General features: G+C 45.0%; 18 protein-coding genes. 17 read left to right on the forward strand and 1 reads right to left on the reverse strand.

The genetic code is table 11. From position 1 onward, the window contains the following. Position 1: 1 nt before the first annotated feature. Positions 2-394 (reverse strand): hypothetical protein, encoded by a 393-nt coding sequence (locus VME0621_RS06510; RefSeq protein WP_062457477.1) that lies wholly within the window; start codon positions 392-394, stop codon positions 2-4. Positions 395-464: 70 nt separating this feature from the next. On the opposite strand from VME0621_RS06510, the gene VME0621_RS06515 reads away from it, so the two are divergent. The 17 genes from VME0621_RS06515 to VME0621_RS06595 all read left to right on the forward strand — a co-directional run bounded on the left by VME0621_RS06515 (position 465) and on the right by VME0621_RS06595 (position 15,984). Beyond that, positions 465-1,133 (forward strand): beta-ketoacyl synthase chain length factor, encoded by a 669-nt coding sequence (locus VME0621_RS06515; protein WP_062457474.1) that lies wholly within the window; start codon positions 465-467, stop codon positions 1,131-1,133. 15 nt (positions 1,134-1,148) lie between these two features. Further along, positions 1,149-1,937 (forward strand): lysophospholipid acyltransferase family protein, encoded by a 789-nt coding sequence (locus tag VME0621_RS06520; RefSeq protein ID WP_062457471.1) that lies wholly within the window; start codon positions 1,149-1,151, stop codon positions 1,935-1,937. A 10-nt stretch (positions 1,938-1,947) separates the two neighbouring features. Beyond that, positions 1,948-2,208, forward strand: a complete 261-nt coding sequence (locus tag VME0621_RS06525) for a phosphopantetheine-binding protein (protein ID WP_006071847.1) — start codon at positions 1,948-1,950, stop codon at positions 2,206-2,208. Positions 2,209-2,223: 15 nt separating this feature from the next. Beyond that, positions 2,224-2,481, forward strand: coding sequence for an acyl carrier protein (locus tag VME0621_RS06530; protein WP_006071849.1), 258 nt, complete (start codon positions 2,224-2,226; stop codon positions 2,479-2,481). Next, entirely contained in the window at positions 2,481-3,038 is a 558-nt protein-coding gene (locus VME0621_RS06535) for a COG4648 family protein (RefSeq protein WP_062457468.1), read from the forward strand. Before VME0621_RS06530 ends, VME0621_RS06535 begins: the two co-directional genes overlap by 1 nt. 24 nt (positions 3,039-3,062) lie before the next feature. After that, positions 3,063-4,442, forward strand: a complete 1,380-nt coding sequence (locus VME0621_RS06540) for an AMP-binding protein (protein WP_062457729.1) — start codon at positions 3,063-3,065, stop codon at positions 4,440-4,442. Between the two features lie 70 nt (positions 4,443-4,512). After that, positions 4,513-4,881, forward strand: coding sequence for an ApeI family dehydratase (locus tag VME0621_RS06545; protein WP_062457465.1), 369 nt, complete (start codon positions 4,513-4,515; stop codon positions 4,879-4,881). Continuing rightward, positions 4,874-6,652, forward strand: a complete 1,779-nt coding sequence (locus VME0621_RS06550; RefSeq protein WP_062457462.1) for a glycosyltransferase family 2 protein — start codon at positions 4,874-4,876, stop codon at positions 6,650-6,652. The genes VME0621_RS06545 and VME0621_RS06550 overlap by 8 nt, the downstream gene beginning before the upstream one ends. Further along, positions 6,636-8,174, forward strand: a complete 1,539-nt coding sequence (locus VME0621_RS06555) for an HAL/PAL/TAL family ammonia-lyase (RefSeq protein ID WP_062457460.1) — start codon at positions 6,636-6,638, stop codon at positions 8,172-8,174. Before VME0621_RS06550 ends, VME0621_RS06555 begins: the two co-directional genes overlap by 17 nt. Before the next feature lie 85 nt (positions 8,175-8,259). Next, complete coding sequence (locus tag VME0621_RS06560) at positions 8,260-8,712, forward strand: acyl-CoA thioesterase (RefSeq protein ID WP_062457457.1); 453 nt, start codon at positions 8,260-8,262, stop codon at positions 8,710-8,712. Further along, positions 8,702-9,355 (forward strand): outer membrane lipoprotein carrier protein LolA, encoded by a 654-nt coding sequence (locus tag VME0621_RS06565; RefSeq protein ID WP_231892926.1) that lies wholly within the window; start codon positions 8,702-8,704, stop codon positions 9,353-9,355. The genes VME0621_RS06560 and VME0621_RS06565 overlap by 11 nt, the downstream gene beginning before the upstream one ends. Then, complete coding sequence (locus VME0621_RS06570) at positions 9,327-11,699, forward strand: MMPL family transporter (protein WP_062457454.1); 2,373 nt, start codon at positions 9,327-9,329, stop codon at positions 11,697-11,699. The genes VME0621_RS06565 and VME0621_RS06570 overlap by 29 nt, the downstream gene beginning before the upstream one ends. Beyond that, positions 11,696-12,367 (forward strand): DUF3261 domain-containing protein, encoded by a 672-nt coding sequence (locus tag VME0621_RS06575; RefSeq protein ID WP_096443682.1) that lies wholly within the window; start codon positions 11,696-11,698, stop codon positions 12,365-12,367. Before VME0621_RS06570 ends, VME0621_RS06575 begins: the two co-directional genes overlap by 4 nt. Before the next feature lie 9 nt (positions 12,368-12,376). After that, positions 12,377-13,582, forward strand: a complete 1,206-nt coding sequence (locus tag VME0621_RS06580; RefSeq protein ID WP_062457451.1) for a beta-ketoacyl-[acyl-carrier-protein] synthase family protein — start codon at positions 12,377-12,379, stop codon at positions 13,580-13,582. Further along, complete coding sequence (locus VME0621_RS06585) at positions 13,575-14,039, forward strand: hotdog family protein (protein WP_062457448.1); 465 nt, start codon at positions 13,575-13,577, stop codon at positions 14,037-14,039. The genes VME0621_RS06580 and VME0621_RS06585 overlap by 8 nt, the downstream gene beginning before the upstream one ends. Next, entirely contained in the window at positions 14,036-14,761 is a 726-nt protein-coding gene (locus VME0621_RS06590) for a 3-ketoacyl-ACP reductase FabG2 (protein WP_062457445.1), read from the forward strand. Before VME0621_RS06585 ends, VME0621_RS06590 begins: the two co-directional genes overlap by 4 nt. Beyond that, positions 14,758-15,984 carry a beta-ketoacyl-ACP synthase gene (locus VME0621_RS06595; protein ID WP_062457442.1) on the forward strand — a complete coding sequence of 409 codons (1,227 nt, stop codon included), beginning with the start codon at positions 14,758-14,760 and terminating at the stop codon, positions 15,982-15,984. Before VME0621_RS06590 ends, VME0621_RS06595 begins: the two co-directional genes overlap by 4 nt. Positions 15,985-16,008: the final 24 nt, after the last annotated feature.

Here is a 16,008-nt window from a genome sequence, read left to right on the forward strand (position 1 = left end):
ATTATTTTGCTGCTGCGATAGCGGCAAGTTGCTTTCTTATATCAGTATTCAAATTGTTGATCCAGCGATTGTAATTTCTATGAATTTCGCCGTCTGCAGCTTTTAGGTTCTTAGAGCTTACATAAGTAATTGAATAGAATTTATTAGTGTAAGGAATTTTAGCTTCAGCTTCATGGCTACGAACCAAAATTGCTGCTTTTAAAACGCCCTCTTCAGGTTCAGTGATCACCCAACCGCGATTCGTCGCAGCTTCGGTAATCGCTGACTTGACTTCTGCTGCGGTCAAATCATATGTTACCGGCTCATTGTCAAAATTCAGTACAGGTTGGACTCTTCCACAACCTACTACAACCAATGCTACAACAACTGCCATCGCGAACTTTAACGCTTTCATATTAATTCCTTACATTTTAGTTTATAAAACGATATAATTATCCAGTCGTATCTAAATAAATCAATACCTTATGTCAAATTCAACTCCATTAATTTCCTTTCACCTTGACGCATGGAGTGCAAAATCAAACGGTCTGCATACTATTTCTGATTGGCAAGATTGGTACCACACAGGCAACTGCCCTAGCGAAGGCGCGTTGGAAGTGAACCGCATACCTGCCATGATGCGCCGTCGTATGAGTACATTAAGTAAACTGGCTGTCCAATGTGCACTTGAGCTTATGGAAGAACAGCGTATTGATTATATTGTTTTTTCTAGTAGACATGGTGAACTACGCCGCAGTTCCGAATTAATTAAAACTATTGTCATTGGTGACGATGCGTCTCCAATGGCTTTTTCTCAGTCTGTACACAATACGGCAGCCGGACTCACTACCATTGCAGCAAAGAAGGCCATCCCAGTCACTTCCATTGCAGCATCGAACAATACGTTTAATAGTGCATTAATTGAAGCGTGGAGTTACTTAGAAGAAAACCCTGAACATCGAGTCTTGGTTGTAGATTTTGATGAGCCTCTACCTGAGATTTATCAACAATTCAAAGATCAAGAGTTTTGCGGCTATAGCCTTGGTTTGGTATTGTCTCGCGGAAATTCGATGCAAGTCCCTCCAGTAACGGCGTCTAATCAACCGCAAGCTTTGGACTTTCTTCGACATCTTTTAGCCTCAACCCAGTCATAACCTAATAATAATCGCATGATAGTGAAGTCTCTATATCTAAAAGTGAATCAGATCTGGCGCATTGCTGCGACAGGTTTTTGCTTTGGTGTGTTTGGCATTGGGGGGTTAGTGCTCAGTTTTGTGCTAATTCCGTTCATTATCCGAACCACATCTGAGACAGAACTAAGAGAACATCGCGTACAGGCATTGATTCAATCTTCTTTCCATGTATTTTGTCGGTTAATGAAATTTACTGGTGCTATCGATTACAAGATAACTGGCGCTGATGTGTTAGAAAACGACCGCAATTGCCTAATTGTGGCTAATCACCCAAGTCTAATTGATTACGTTTTGATTGCCTCGCAACTTAAGCAATGTGATTGCTTAGTGAAAAGTGCAATATGGCGTAACCCGTTTATGAAGCACATCGTCCAAGCGGCAGGCTATATTCCTAATGAAGCCCCAGATGATGTTATTACAATTTGCGAGCAACGATTTGATCAAGGCAACGTGTTACTCGTTTTCCCTGAAGGAACACGCACCACTCCTGGTGTCGAATCAAAGCTACAACGAGGTGCGGCTCAAATTGCCGTGCGTACTCAGCGTGATTTGCGGGTAGTTCACATTACTGTAACTCCCTCTTTTCTCACGAAACAAAAAAAGTGGTACCAAGTTCCAGAGACCAAGCCCTTTTTCCATGTCGAAATAAAGGGTAAGATTGAAATCACGCCCTTTATTGAGCAAACTAATTCTCCGACTTTAGCGGCAAGAAAACTAAACCGTTATTTGGCCGAAGCGATTTTCCCCGAAAATGAACACCAATAAGTAGGACCCTGTGGAAGCACTACAAAACCAAATCAAACAACTAATTATTGACGCCCTAAACCTTGAAGATATTACTATTGACGATATCGAAACTGATGCACCATTGTTCGGTGATGGTCTGGGCCTAGATTCCATTGATGCTCTTGAACTCGGCTTAGCCATTAAGAAAACGTTCAATATCGTAATTGACGCGGACGATACCAATACACGTGAACACTTTGCATCTGTAGCAAACCTTGCAAAGTACATTTCGTCTCAAACTAGCAACTAATCGATAGATATCAGCATGACAGAATTAAACCAACAGCAAGTATTTGACCAAGTAAAAGACGCTCTCGTGGAGCTGTTTGAAATTGACGAAGCGGATATTCAACCTGAAGCTCACCTTTATCAAGATCTTGATTTAGATAGCATTGATGCTGTTGATCTAGTAGTTCACTTGCAAAAAGTAACGGGCAAAAAAATCAAGCCTGAAGAGTTCAAAGCTGTACGCACCGTTAATGACGTTGTGGTCTCTGTGACTGAGCTATTGAAAGATAAATAATGCGAGCTTTGCTGACCATACTGTCTGCAATAGTAATTTTTGCCTATCCTTTTGCCGTCTACTTCGGTGCAGAACGATTCGGTCTCCAAGCTATCAGTCTGATTCTTATCACAGTATTTGTGGTAAGAATCATTTCTAGCAAACAGGCAAAATTCAAAGAACTCAAGCAGCTTGCATTGATCAGTGGTCTCACAGGAATCACGCTTAGTGTATTAGGTGCTTTATTTAAACAGCACGGATGGCTAACCTTTTATCCCGTCGTCGTTAATCTTTGTATGCTGAGCGTTTTCGCCATCAGCTTAAAGCAGCCACAATCCATCATCGAGCGTTTCGCTCGTCTTCAGGAACCGGACTTACCCGCAAGTGCCATTTCTTATACTCGAAATGTCACCAAAGTATGGTGTGCCTTTTTTATTATCAACGCGGGCATTGCTCTCTACACTTGCTTTCAAACACTAGAGGTTTGGACTTTGTACAACGGATTGATTAGCTATCTAGCAGCCGGAAGTCTTTTTGCAGGTGAGTGGATAATCAGACAATTTGTACGCAAGGATTAATTCAATATGGCAAATGTTGATCACATGAACCGCCCGAACAACAAACACCGGACGCTTGCGCACTTACTCTGCACCTCTAAAATCGGTGAAGACACTGTCGCGTTTGATATCGAGAAACAGTGGACGTGGCAGCAATTTTTATACGACATTCGTGCCACGAGTGACATGCTCGAACACTCGACCTCACAGCGCGTTGCAGTGTGCACACTAGATAGTTATCAATTTGCAGTTGGGTTCTTAGCCTGCTGCCATGCAGGAAAAAGTGTGGTCCTTCCTGGTAACTACCAAAATGCGGCGTTGACTGAACTTTCCTCCCAGTTCGATTTATTAATCCATGACGCTGGTGTAGAACCCATTGCGACCAGACCATGCGAAAGGATCACTATTGACTCTCACTTTGAGAACCTAAAGCCGTTTCACATCCTCGATTTAAAGCAAGTTGAAATCATCTTATTTACTTCTGGTTCGAGTGGAGCACCAAAAGCTATTGTTAAGACACTCGAGCACTTAGACACAGAAATTGCCATCCTAGAGTCTATTTGGGGCGTTCTGCTAGGCAATGCCCTCATCGAAAGCACGGTCTCTCATCAACATATCTACGGGTTGCTGTTTCGCGTACTTTGGCCACTATGCACTGGCCGTGCATTCGCTTGCCGAAACCTAGAGTATCCTGAGCAAGTGATGAGTCATGCATCGGCCAATCGTGTGCTAGTGAGCAGCCCTGCTCTGCTCAAGCGGTTATCTACCCAGACAGATTCTGCTGAGATACGCGCCTTGTTCTCGTCAGGAGGGCCGTTACCTTGCGAAGCCGCGAAACACGCGCACGAACTTTTTGGACAATTACCTATCGAGGTCTACGGAAGCACGGAAACTGGCGGTATTGCCTACAAGCAACAATACAGTCCAAGTGAATTTTGGCGACTATTTCCCGGCATCGAAGCTGAGCTAAATCACGAACAATGTTTAAAGCTCAAATCACCACATATTGATGCTGACAACTGGTACCAAACTGCGGATGCTTGTGTATTTCATGATGCACAACGCTTTGAATTAAAAGGACGAACCGACCGTATTGTCAAAATAGAAGAAAAGCGCATTTCGTTAGTTGAGGTTGAAAAACGTCTCGATCAGCTAGACTGGGTTTACGAAAGTGCCGTATTCTGCTGTCACGATCAACAACGCTTGTCACTCAATGCTGCTATCGTACTCACGCCCGCGGGTCTTGATAAGCTTAAATCCCTAGGGAAAGGCAAATTTTGGCTACTGCTGCGCGCGGAATTGAGGCAATGGATTGAGCCAATCGCGGTTCCACGACGTTTTCGAGTCGTTGCAGAAATACCATTGAACAGCCAAGGTAAAAGGCAAGTATCTGAACTCGAGAAGCTTTTTGCCGACTCGCTATAGTTCGTTTATCTCAAAGAACACTGCTTACATTTACACGACTTACATTTAAAAGACTAAGACCGACACGACCATGACAAAAAGAAAACCGACCGTACTAAATTCTGATATACAATCAGCGTCTGCAACGCTTTGTATTCAAGCAGACGCCGATATTCTGGATTTTTGCGGTCACTTTAATCACTTCCCTTTACTTCCTGGTGTAACTCAAATTGATTGGGCACTCCACTACGCTGTTGAGTACCTTAATGTTCCTTCTGCATTTAAAGGAATGGAAGTGATTAAATTTCAAGAGCCTATTCTGCCTGATGCAATCATCACACTGACTCTGAATTGGAATGAAGAGACGCAAAAGTTAGCGTTTAAATATACGTCAATATCTGGAGAAGACATCGTCGTGCATTCCTCCGGTAAAATGAAACTAGGTAGTTCGAGTGAGTAACAACAAAGAACGTGGACACGCAGAGAGCATCCAAAAACAAGACGGTCAGTATCAGCCTTGCTTTCTCATACCATGTTTTAATCATGGCTCTACTGTCGAAAGTGTAGTGAAATCGTTAAAGCCATATGGCTTTGCAATCATCCTTATCGACGACGGCAGTAACCAGACTACAAAAGCAGCGCTTAACGCCGTGGCTATCGCTCATGACGTGCACCTTATTACCCTTGAACAAAATCAAGGGAAAGGTGGCGCCGTGATGGCAGGTATTCGTCATGCAAGTTCGCTTGGCTTCACTCACGCCATACAAATTGACTCTGATGGTCAGCACGATCTAGAGTCACTACCTGTCTTAATCGAAACATCACAAAACCAGCCATATTCGCTTATTTCAGGCAAACCGGTTTATGACAGTAGCGTCCCCAAATCCCGATTGTATGGGCGCTATATCACACACTTTTGGGTTTGGGTTGAAACACTTTCGCTGTCAATAAAAGACAGCATGTGTGGCTTTAGAGCCTATCCAGTTGAGGCTACTATCAACGTTCTCAATCAATACGACATCGGTACTCGAATGGATTTTGATATCGAGATCTTGGTTCGTATGTATTGGGAAGGTTGTGACATTCAATTTATTGATACCCGCGTTATGTACCCAGAGGGTGGCATCTCTCACTTTGATGCCTTGTGGGACAACGTAAAGATCAGCACGATGCATACGAAGTTGTTCTTTGGCATGTTACCGCGCAGCCCTAAGTTGATCGCCCGCCATTTTCAAAACCAAAATGTGAACACGCCTCATGGCTCTTCAGAGAAATCTGGTGCTCATTGGTCAACGCAAAAAGAACGTGGCACCATTGTCGGCATCAAAACCTTGCTTTGGGTATACCGTTTGCTGGGGCGTCGAGCTTTCAATCTCGTTTTACCCATGGTTATTGGTTACTACCATTTAACCAATGCCCGAGCGCGTAATGCTTCGCAGCAATACCTCGACAATTTAAGGCACTACGCGGAACGTCGCAACATTGCTTTGCCCGATGATTTAACCAGTCAGAAACACCTATTGTCGTTCGGTCATACCATGCTCGACAAACTGGCAGCATGGCAAGGGGATTTCTCTCTAGATAATCTAACGATTCATGGCCAAGAGCAGTTTCAGCCTTTGATTGATAGCCAACGGGGTGTTTTATTACTGGGCTCTCATCTTGGTAATATTGAGTTGTGCCGTGCTCTCAGCCAGCGCTATTCTCATATCACAATTAATGCCTTAGTTTTCACAGAACACGCCGAGCAATTTAACTCAGTAATGAGAACCATTAATCCAAACTCTGACCTTAACCTAATTCAGGTCAGTCAGATGGGCCCAGATACGGCGATCATGCTGCAACAAAAAATCGAGCAAGGCGAATGGGTCGTTATTGTTGGCGATAGAACATCGACGAGCAAAGAACAACGCTGCGTCTGGGCCGACTTCTTAGATAGAGCCGCTCCTTTTCCTCAAGGGCCGTTTATGTTGGCGTCGGTACTCAAAGCTCCAGTCTATCTAATTTTTGGCTTTCGAGACGATAACCACAAAGAACCACATTTTAATGTCTATTTTGAGCATTTTAGTGACAAAATAGCCTTGCCACGTAACAATCGACAAGACGCTTTGGAACACGTTGTCCAGCGGTATGCGAACCGCCTAGAGCACTATGCCGTAAAGTCGCCACTACAGTGGTACAACTTTTTCAACTTTTGGACGTTAAGTAAGCACAATGACCAAGAAAAATAACATCACCTTCGGCGCAGAGCGCCTTTCTATCGAAGACGTCGTCGCCATTTCTGCTGGCGCAACGGCTAGTATGAATAGCGCTCCTGAGTATGTTGCCAAAATTGACCGCAGTGTGGCTTTTTTAGAACGTCTTCTTAAAGAAGAAGGTGTTATTTACGGTGTAACCACAGGGTATGGCGACTCATGTACTATTGCTATTCCACCAAACCTTGTCGATGAGCTGCCACTTCATTTAACTCGTTTTCACGGCTGTGGTTTGGGCGACATACTCACTCACGAACAATCTCGCGCAGTTCTTGCGACCCGTTTATGCTCGCTAGCACAGGGGATGTCTGGCGTTTCTCACGATCTACTCAACCAAATTACAACGCTGATTAATCACGATATAGCACCAAGAATTCCTCAAGAAGGTTCTGTAGGTGCCAGTGGTGACTTAACACCGCTGTCTTACCTTGCCGCGGCCCTTATCGGTGAACGAGATGTACTGTATAAAGGCGAGATTCGTGAGACTAAAGACGTCTTTGACGAACTGAACATCAAGCCTATCACGCTGCGGCCAAAAGAAGGCTTGGCACTCATGAACGGCACCTCTGTGATGACTGCTCTCGCTTGTTTGGCGTATAAGCGTGCAGAATACCTTGCACAACTGTGCACCAAGATCACTGCGATGGTTTCAGTGGGGATCCACGGCAATGACTTCCACTTTGATGAAGCACTATTTGCTGTAAAACCGCACCCAGGTCAGCAGCAAATTGCAGCGTGGCTACGTGATGATCTTCAGGCTGAGCGACCGCCTCGTAACAGTGACCGTCTGCAAGACCGCTATTCATTGCGCTGCGCACCGCATGTCATTGGTGTTGTTCAAGACTCTCTGCCTTGGTTACGACAGCTGATTGAAAACGAGCTTAACAGCGCCAACGATAACCCGATCATTGACGGTGATAACGAACGCATACTGCACGGAGGTCATTTCTATGGCGGACATATAGCTATGGCAATGGACACGCTCAAGACGGGTGTTGCCAACCTCGCCGACTTACTTGATCGTCAAATGGCACAGTTAATGGATTACAAGTTCAACAATGGCTTACCGTATAACCTAACGGGCGCTGAAGGTGAACGTAAGCCTATTAACCACGGCTTTAAAGCGGTACAAATCGGTATCTCGGCTTGGACAGCTGAAGCTCTAAAACACACGATGCCAGCGAGTGTTTTCTCTCGCTCTACCGAGTGTCACAACCAAGATAAAGTCAGCATGGGTACCATTGCTGCTCGTGATTGTTTACGCGTGTTAGAGCTCACTGAGCAAGTTGCCGCGGCTTCTTTGTTAGCTGGTATTCAAGCCATAGAACTCAGAAAACGCCAAAATGAGTTAGATGAACATCATATGAGCGAAAATCTGAAGGCAATTCGAGACTCCATATTAAGTGAGTTTGAAATGGTCATTGAAGATCGTCCTTTAGAAGCGGAATTGCGCCATTTCATGCAGCGCATACAACAGCGCCACTGGTCTCTTTATTAAGCTAAATTTACCGTTACAACTTAAATCATTCTCTGGTTAAATTGTTTAGTTAACCCCATGGGTTTATACAGTATTAGGAATCGTTATGACTGATATTCAACATCCGCTTACGGCTGAGGTCAACATTATTACCTCTTTTCAAGATGCGGATCCTATGGGCGTTATCTATCACGGGAATTTCTTTCGATTTTTCGAAGAAGCCCGCCGAGTTTTGATGAGTAAAATCAGCTACGATTATCGTGCCATGCAAACCTCTGGCTATGCGTGGCCGATCATTGATACCCGAGTGAAGTACGTTAAAGCCATTCCCTTCAATCATGAGATCCGAGTAACGGCTGAGTTAACTGAGTGGGAAAACCGTCTGAGAGTCGACTACGTGATTTACGATGCACAAACTGGTGCTCGTATGTGTAAAGCGCACACCACACAGGTTGCGGTAGCAATTGAAACTGAAGAGATGTGTTTCGTCTCTCCAACTATTTTCACCGATAAAGTTGAGCAATGGCATAAACAAGGGCATTTCAATAATGAAAATTAGACAAAATATCCACGTTAGACGCTATTGTTCGGTCATAAGAACTATAACCACAGTGATACTGCTTATTGCTTCTCCTTTTGCGTTGGCCCAAGTCAACACAATGGAAGAGTTGCAACAACAACTCGCTCAACATCCTATCGTACGTGGCGATTTTGAACAGAAGCGCACGCTCGCAATGTTTGACCGACCTTTAACTTCAACGGGTCAATTTACACTAGATAAAACGCACGGTTTATTATGGCGGCAAGATGTGCCCTTTACGGTGCAGTTAGTGTTAACAAAAGACAAGTTACGCCAGACTTTCGCGGACCAACCTGCACAAGTTATCACAGCAAAGGATAATCCGATGGCATTTTACTTTAGCCATATATTCCTAGCCGTGTTTCATGGTGATACCGACCAGCTTAAGCAGCAATTTGATATGACGTTTAAAGCCGACAATGGTCAATGGACCTTAGCTTTAACGCCTAAAGCCGCACCACTTAATGCCGTTTTTGATACCATCACACTAGGTGGAAAAAGCGACCTTGAGCGCTTAACGCTACAAGAGATCCGTGGCGATAAAACCGACATCCTTTTCAGCAACCAAAGCTACCAACCTGAAAGCTTAACGGATGCCGAACAAGCTCAATTCAAGTTCTAACATTATGCGCCGCCTACAGTTCACTCAAACACGTTGTTATCAACTGGCCACATTGTGGGCTGGCATCGTTGTATTTGCTATTTTCTTACTGATCAAGCAATGGGGATTCTCAGCGACCTCACCAATTGAGACTGACATTCTAAAGCTACTCCCCGTCAACCAGCAAAACCCTATCGCGGAAAGTGCATTTAATAAAGTGACAGCCAGTATGAGTGACAAAGTGGTGTTTGTGCTATCGACTGACGGTAACTCACAAGAGCACTCAACTCTCTTCAACGCTGCAAACGCTTTTGCTAAACAACTGAAAGACAGTCCCTATTTTGCTTCGGTCACTGCGAAAATATCACAAGACCAACAAAAGCAATGGGCTCAATATTACTTTCAACACCGCTGGCAGCAACTGACCAAAGATCAAAGAGAGCGACTAACCACTAACCCTAGCGCCCAAACACAACGAGTGATTCAAGCGATTTACAACCCATTTTCTGGCGTTACAGGTAGCGAATTGGAGAATGACCCTTTTCTACTATTTCGCGACTATTTGAGTCAAGTGAGTCACTCTTCTTCAGCGTTCCAATTGCTGAACGGTTTCCTAACCACAGAGTATCAAGGCAAAACCTATTTACTGGTGACGGCTGAACTTAATGACTCGCCTTATAGTATGAAGGCGCAGAAAGCCGTGCCTGACATCGAGCACTGGCAGCAGCAACTCAAGCACAAGTTTGACGTTGATGTTGCACATACTGGTGTACTTTTTTATGCCGATTTCGGTACTCGCAGTGCTAAGTCCGAAATCAGTACAATTGGCGTATTTTCGCTCGTTGGCGTAGTGCTATTAATTGTTCTCGTTTTTCGAAGTGTCGTGCCACTTGCTCTAGCACTTATCTCAGTATCCATAGGGTTGTTGGTTGCTTTAGCAGTGACCACAGCGATATTTGGACAGGTCCATCTATTTAGCTTAGTGTTTGGCGCTAGCTTAATTGGTGTGTCTATTGATTATGCCTTTCACTTTCTTACTGACCGTTTAGCTGCGGGTAATAATTGGAACAGCCTTAAAGGGTTGCAACATATTTTTGTAGCGATCACTTTTGGACTACTCACTAGTCTAATTGGTTACTTAGGTTTATTAATTGCCCCTTTCCCCGGCTTACAACAGTTGGCATTGTTCTCGGCAATTGGACTGATCTCGGCCTATGTCACTGTAGTCGCGTGGTACCCAATTTTAGCAAAAGCACCAAGTCAGCCGCGTGTTCTACCGGGTCAGAAGTTGAGTCAGCTGTGGCTTGGCTATTGGCAGAAGCGAAGTGTCTGGTTGGGCCTACCTCTGGTTGTTTTGCTGTTAAGCGCTATCGCTGTCACCAAAGTACGCTATAACGATGACATCCATCAGTTGCAGGCGATGCCAGCAGACTTGAAACAGCAAGAATCTACTATTTCTGGTTTAACCGGAATGCAATCTTCTCAGCAGATGTTAGTGGTTACCGCTCAGAACAATGAAGCGCTGATGCAAACTTTAGAATCGCTAGAGCCCCAATTAGACTCGTGGCAACACAATCAAGTGATTACCGGTTACCAAAGTCTAAGCCGCTACCTTCCTTCGCAGAAAAGACAAGCGCAAGATTTTAAGTTAATTCAGAATTTATACGCAGATCAAGCCGAGCCATTAAAAGCGGCGCTGCAAATAAGTCAGTTGCCGCCTATGGCGAAACAGCCTCAATTAGTCACGTTAACTGACTACCTTAAACAAGCGGTATCAGAGCCCATCCGTTTCTTATACCTCGGCGATATCGAAGGTAAAGTCGCCTCGGTGATTTTACTAAAAGATGTGTCTAGCGCTGAAAGTATTAAACAGCTAGCCCACCAGCATAACAACATCACCTACCTGAACAAGGCAGAAGAAGTGTCTGATCTTTTTGCTCAATACCGAGTCAAGATTATGGAGTTGTTGGGTTTTGCCATTGCAGTTATCGCCGCCGTTTTAGTGTGGCGCTATGGTCTGGCTCACAGCATACGAATCCTGTTGCCCTCACTCATCGCATGTGTTGCAGGGTTGGCCGTGACAGTGTTGTCTGGTGGAGAATTAAACCTGTTTAACCTACTGGCACTGATTCTAATCATTGGTATTGGCATCGATTACACCTTGTTTTTTGCTGAACAACAGCGATGCCAAAGTACCTTACTAGCGATCACGCTTTCTGCTATCACGACATTATTGTCATTCGGTTTGCTGTCTTTGAGCCAAACACACGCTATTCACAGCTTCGGAATTACCGTATTAGTCGGTATTTTCGTGGCTTGGCTGCTCTCGCCTTTAGCCATTGTTGATAATAAGGAAATGAAATGACCTTAACCTTCTCTCCTACTCTGGCTCACACACCGATAAAGATTATTAATAGGCTAAAGCAACGTATCGGTACGTTGATCGCAACGCTCTTCCTCCTAGTGACGACAGGCTGTGCTTTACAACCACAAGATGCTTCTACACAAGTGCAATTAAACCCAAACACATCGGTTGAACTGCCGACTCCAGCTCAGCTAGGGTATCAGCTAAGCGCCAGTCAACTGATCAGTGCGACCTGGCAAACTCCAAAAGGACCAGAGTCCTCACAACTGCCAGTGCAGCTGCAAGTGGGTAAAGACAAACTTGTACTCGCAGGGTTCTCTTCTTGGGGAACACGCATTATGTCTCTGAGTTATCAGAATAACGATATCGAGGCGAACGTACTGAACGGTTTGGAGAATACAGTTCCTGAGCCGGAGCAAATTTTGTTTAATCTCATGATGACGATCTGGCCAAAGAGCGCTTGGGAAGCCCCACTTAGCACAATAGGTTGGCGAATCAAAGATTCCACGCAACAACGTCAGCTCATCGATGAGACGGGGGCTACGGTAATCACAATCCGTTACAGCAACCCAGATCCACTTCGTGGTAAAATTTACTTTGAGCACCAACAATTGGGGTACTCAATCGTAATCCAGACGCTCAACTTTCAACTCAACGGCAGTAAATAATAGATAGGTATGAAGCAAAGCATTCCCCCAATACCCATTTTCATCCAAGATTGCGGGTTCCACTCAGCTCTAGGACATACACCTGAAGGTGTAAGACGGAGCTTGTCTCAAGGTTATTGCAACCATATGGAACACGACCATGGATTGTTGAATTCGGGAAAAGAGACTGTCGTAGGACGCGTTAAAGAAGCACTACCTGAGCTTCCCGCCGAGCTTAGCCGCTACGATTCAAGAAACAATCGATTGGCGCTTTCTGCATTGCAACAAATAGAAGACAATGTGCGAGCCGCCATTAATCGTTATGGTTCAGAGCGCGTCGCCGTCATTGTAGGGACCAGCACATCTGGGATTTCCGACGGTGAAGTGGCTTACACTGAAGTACTGGCTACAGGCCAATTTCCAAAAGAATATCACTACACCAAACAAGAGTTGGGTAACTGTAGTGACTTTATTGCTAAGTATTTTGGCATCAAAGGCCCGTGCTATGCAATTTCAACAGCCTGCTCTTCCAGTGGACGCGTATTCATCACAGCGAAACGGCTACTCAAGTCAGGGCTGGTAGATGCGGTTATTGTAGGCGGCGCAGATACGCTATGTGCACTAACACTGAACGGATTCAATAGCTTAGAAGCGCTATCCAATACGCTTTGTCGTCCATTCGATGCAGATCGAGATGGAATCAATATTGGTGAGTCCGCCGCCTTTATGCTGCTTGGTCATCAGCCATTAGACACCGATAACAAGCCAATCGCTTTGCTAGGGGCTGGGGACAGTTCTGATGCCCATCATATCTCAGCGCCTCACCCGGAAGGTCGTGGTGCGGAAGAAGCAATGCAAAAAGCCCTAGCAGATGCTCAATTAAGCCCTGCAGATATTGGCTATATTAATGCCCATGGAACCGCGACACCGTTAAACGATAGTATGGAAAGCAAAGCTATTGCTCGTGTTTTTGGTACTAACGTGCCAGTTAGCTCCACCAAACCATTTACTGGCCATACACTTGGCGCAGCCAGTGCAACAGAAGCAGCTATTGCTTACCACATACTCAAATCTGACTTGTCTTTGCCTAAACAATCCTGCAAAAACAAAGCATCCGACATCGAAATTAGCCTTGTGGAGACTGACCTCAAACTCAATGGAAAAGCAATATTGAGTAACTCATTTGCCTTTGGCGGCAACAACATCAGTCTTATTTTTGGAGAATGGAATGACTAATTTTCCAGACATCGCCGAATTGCTTCCTCATGATGCACCAATGATTTTGGTGGACCGTTTGATTGATGTACAAGAAGAATCAGTGCATTGCCAAGTGGATATTGGTGAGCACCAATTGTTTTTTGATAACGAATCTAAGACCACTCCTGCATACGTTGGTATTGAGTTCATGGCACAATCTATCGCTGCTTGGTCAGGGTTTCATTCCAAACAAAAAGGTGAGACACCGCCCATCGGTTTTTTATTAGGTAGCCGACGTTACCAGGTTGATTGTGACCGTTTTGAACAGGGACAAACTCTCGATGTCTATGCTGAGAAAGTGATTGAAGATAGTGGAATGGCGGTATTTTCTGCCCGGCTTGAGCTTGATGGAGTACAAATTGCTTCATGCCAACTCAATGTTTACGTGCCATCTGAACAAAAATTAGAAGAAATGAAAAATAGGAACTCCCAATGAGCCGACAAGTTTTAGTCACTGGTGCCAGTAAAGGTATTGGTAAAGCCATTGCTATACAACTCGCTAATGATGGTTTTACCGTCGCCGTGCATTACATGGGCGATAAACAAGGCGCTCAAGCAACGTTATCAACCATCGAAGCCAATGGCGGCAAGGGTCGATTGATTCAGTTTGATATCAGCAATCGTGCACAATGTCGTGAGCAAATTGAGGCGGATATTACAGAGCATGGTGCGTACTACGGCGTGGTCAACAACGCGGGAATTACTAGAGATACCGCATTTCCGGCTATGACAGAACAAGAATGGGACGGGGTTATTCATACTAACCTAGACAGTTTTTATAACGTACTTCACCCTTGTGTAATGCCAATGGTTCAAAAACGCAAAGGCGGCAGAATCGTCACTCTTGCCTCGGTATCAGGAATCATGGGTAACCGCGGGCAAACGAACTACAGTGCTGCAAAAGCTGGAGTCATTGGTGCAACAAAGTCGCTTGCTCTAGAACTGGCTAAGCGCAAGATCACTGTGAACTGCGTAGCACCTGGTTTGATTGACACTGGAATGGTGGACGAACACGTGAAAGAGCACGCGATGCCACAAATTCCACTCCGAAGAATGGGTGAGCCTGAAGAAGTGGCTGGTCTGGTAAGCTATCTGATGTCTGATATTGCCTCTTATGTCACCCGCCAAGTTATCTCTGTTAACGGAGGCCTAGTATGAGTCGCCGTGTTGTTGTGACAGGAATGTCTGGCGTTACTGCTTTTGGCAACGACTGGGCGGCGGTTGAGCCGAAGCTTCGCGCCTGTGAAAACGCAACTCAATATATGCCGAGTTACGAGCAATATGACGGGTTGAATACTAAATTAGCCGCACCAATTGATCAGTTCGAACTGCCTAAGCATTATAAACGTAAGCAAGTGCGCGGTATGGGGCGTGTTTCTAAGCTCGCTACTGTTGCTACTGAAAATGCATTATTGCAATCAGGACTTATTGGCAACGACATTCTGACTAACGGGCAAACTGGTATTGCTTACGGTTCTTCTACCGGAAGTACCGATGCCATTGGTGCGTTTGGTGTGATGCTCAATGAAAAAAGTACTAAAGCTATCACCGCAACCACTTATGTTCAGATGATGCCCCACACTACCGCGGTCAATGTAGGCCTCTTCTTCGGCCTTAAAGGTCGCGTCATTCCTACCAGTAGTGCTTGTACATCAGGAAGTCAGGCGATTGGCTATGCTTTTGAAGCTGTAAAACATGGCTATCAAACGGTGATGGTTGCAGGCGGTGGTGAAGAGCTCTGCCCAACAGAATCGGCCGTCTTCGATACGCTATTTGCCACCAGCTTAAAAAACGATGATCCAAAGTCTACGCCGAGTCCTTACGACTCAAGCAGAGACGGCTTAGTCATTGGCGAAGGCGCTGGGACATTGATCCTTGAAGATTACGAACACGCCGTTGCTAGAGGTGCTACTATTTACGCCGAGATCATCGGTTTTGCCAGTAACTGCGATGCTGCACATGTAACACAGCCTCAAATGGAGACCATGCAAATCTGTATGGAGATGGCGTTACGAGATGCCGGTATCACCGCCGATAAGATCGGCTACGTTTCTGCCCATGGAACCGCTACAGAGCGTGGTGATATCGCGGAAAGTAACGCAACAGCCAATGTCTTTGGCAACATTCCTATCAGTTCTCTTAAGAGCTATTTTGGTCATACCTTAGGGGCTTGTGGCGCTATTGAAGCCTGGCTTAGTTTAGAGATGATGAACTCTGGCTGGTTTAGCCCGACGTTAAACCTGAACAGCCTTGATAAAGAATGTGGTGCATTAGATTACATCACCGGCGAAGGACGCAATATCGACGCTGAATACATCATGAGCAATAACTTTGCTTTTGGTGGAATCAATACATCGATTATTTTTAAGAAATATAAGTAGACGTTCTACGCGTCATACATACAA

The organism is Vibrio mediterranei, from assembly GCF_900088415.1.
Taxonomy (GTDB): Bacteria; Pseudomonadota; Gammaproteobacteria; order Enterobacterales; family Vibrionaceae; genus Vibrio; species Vibrio mediterranei.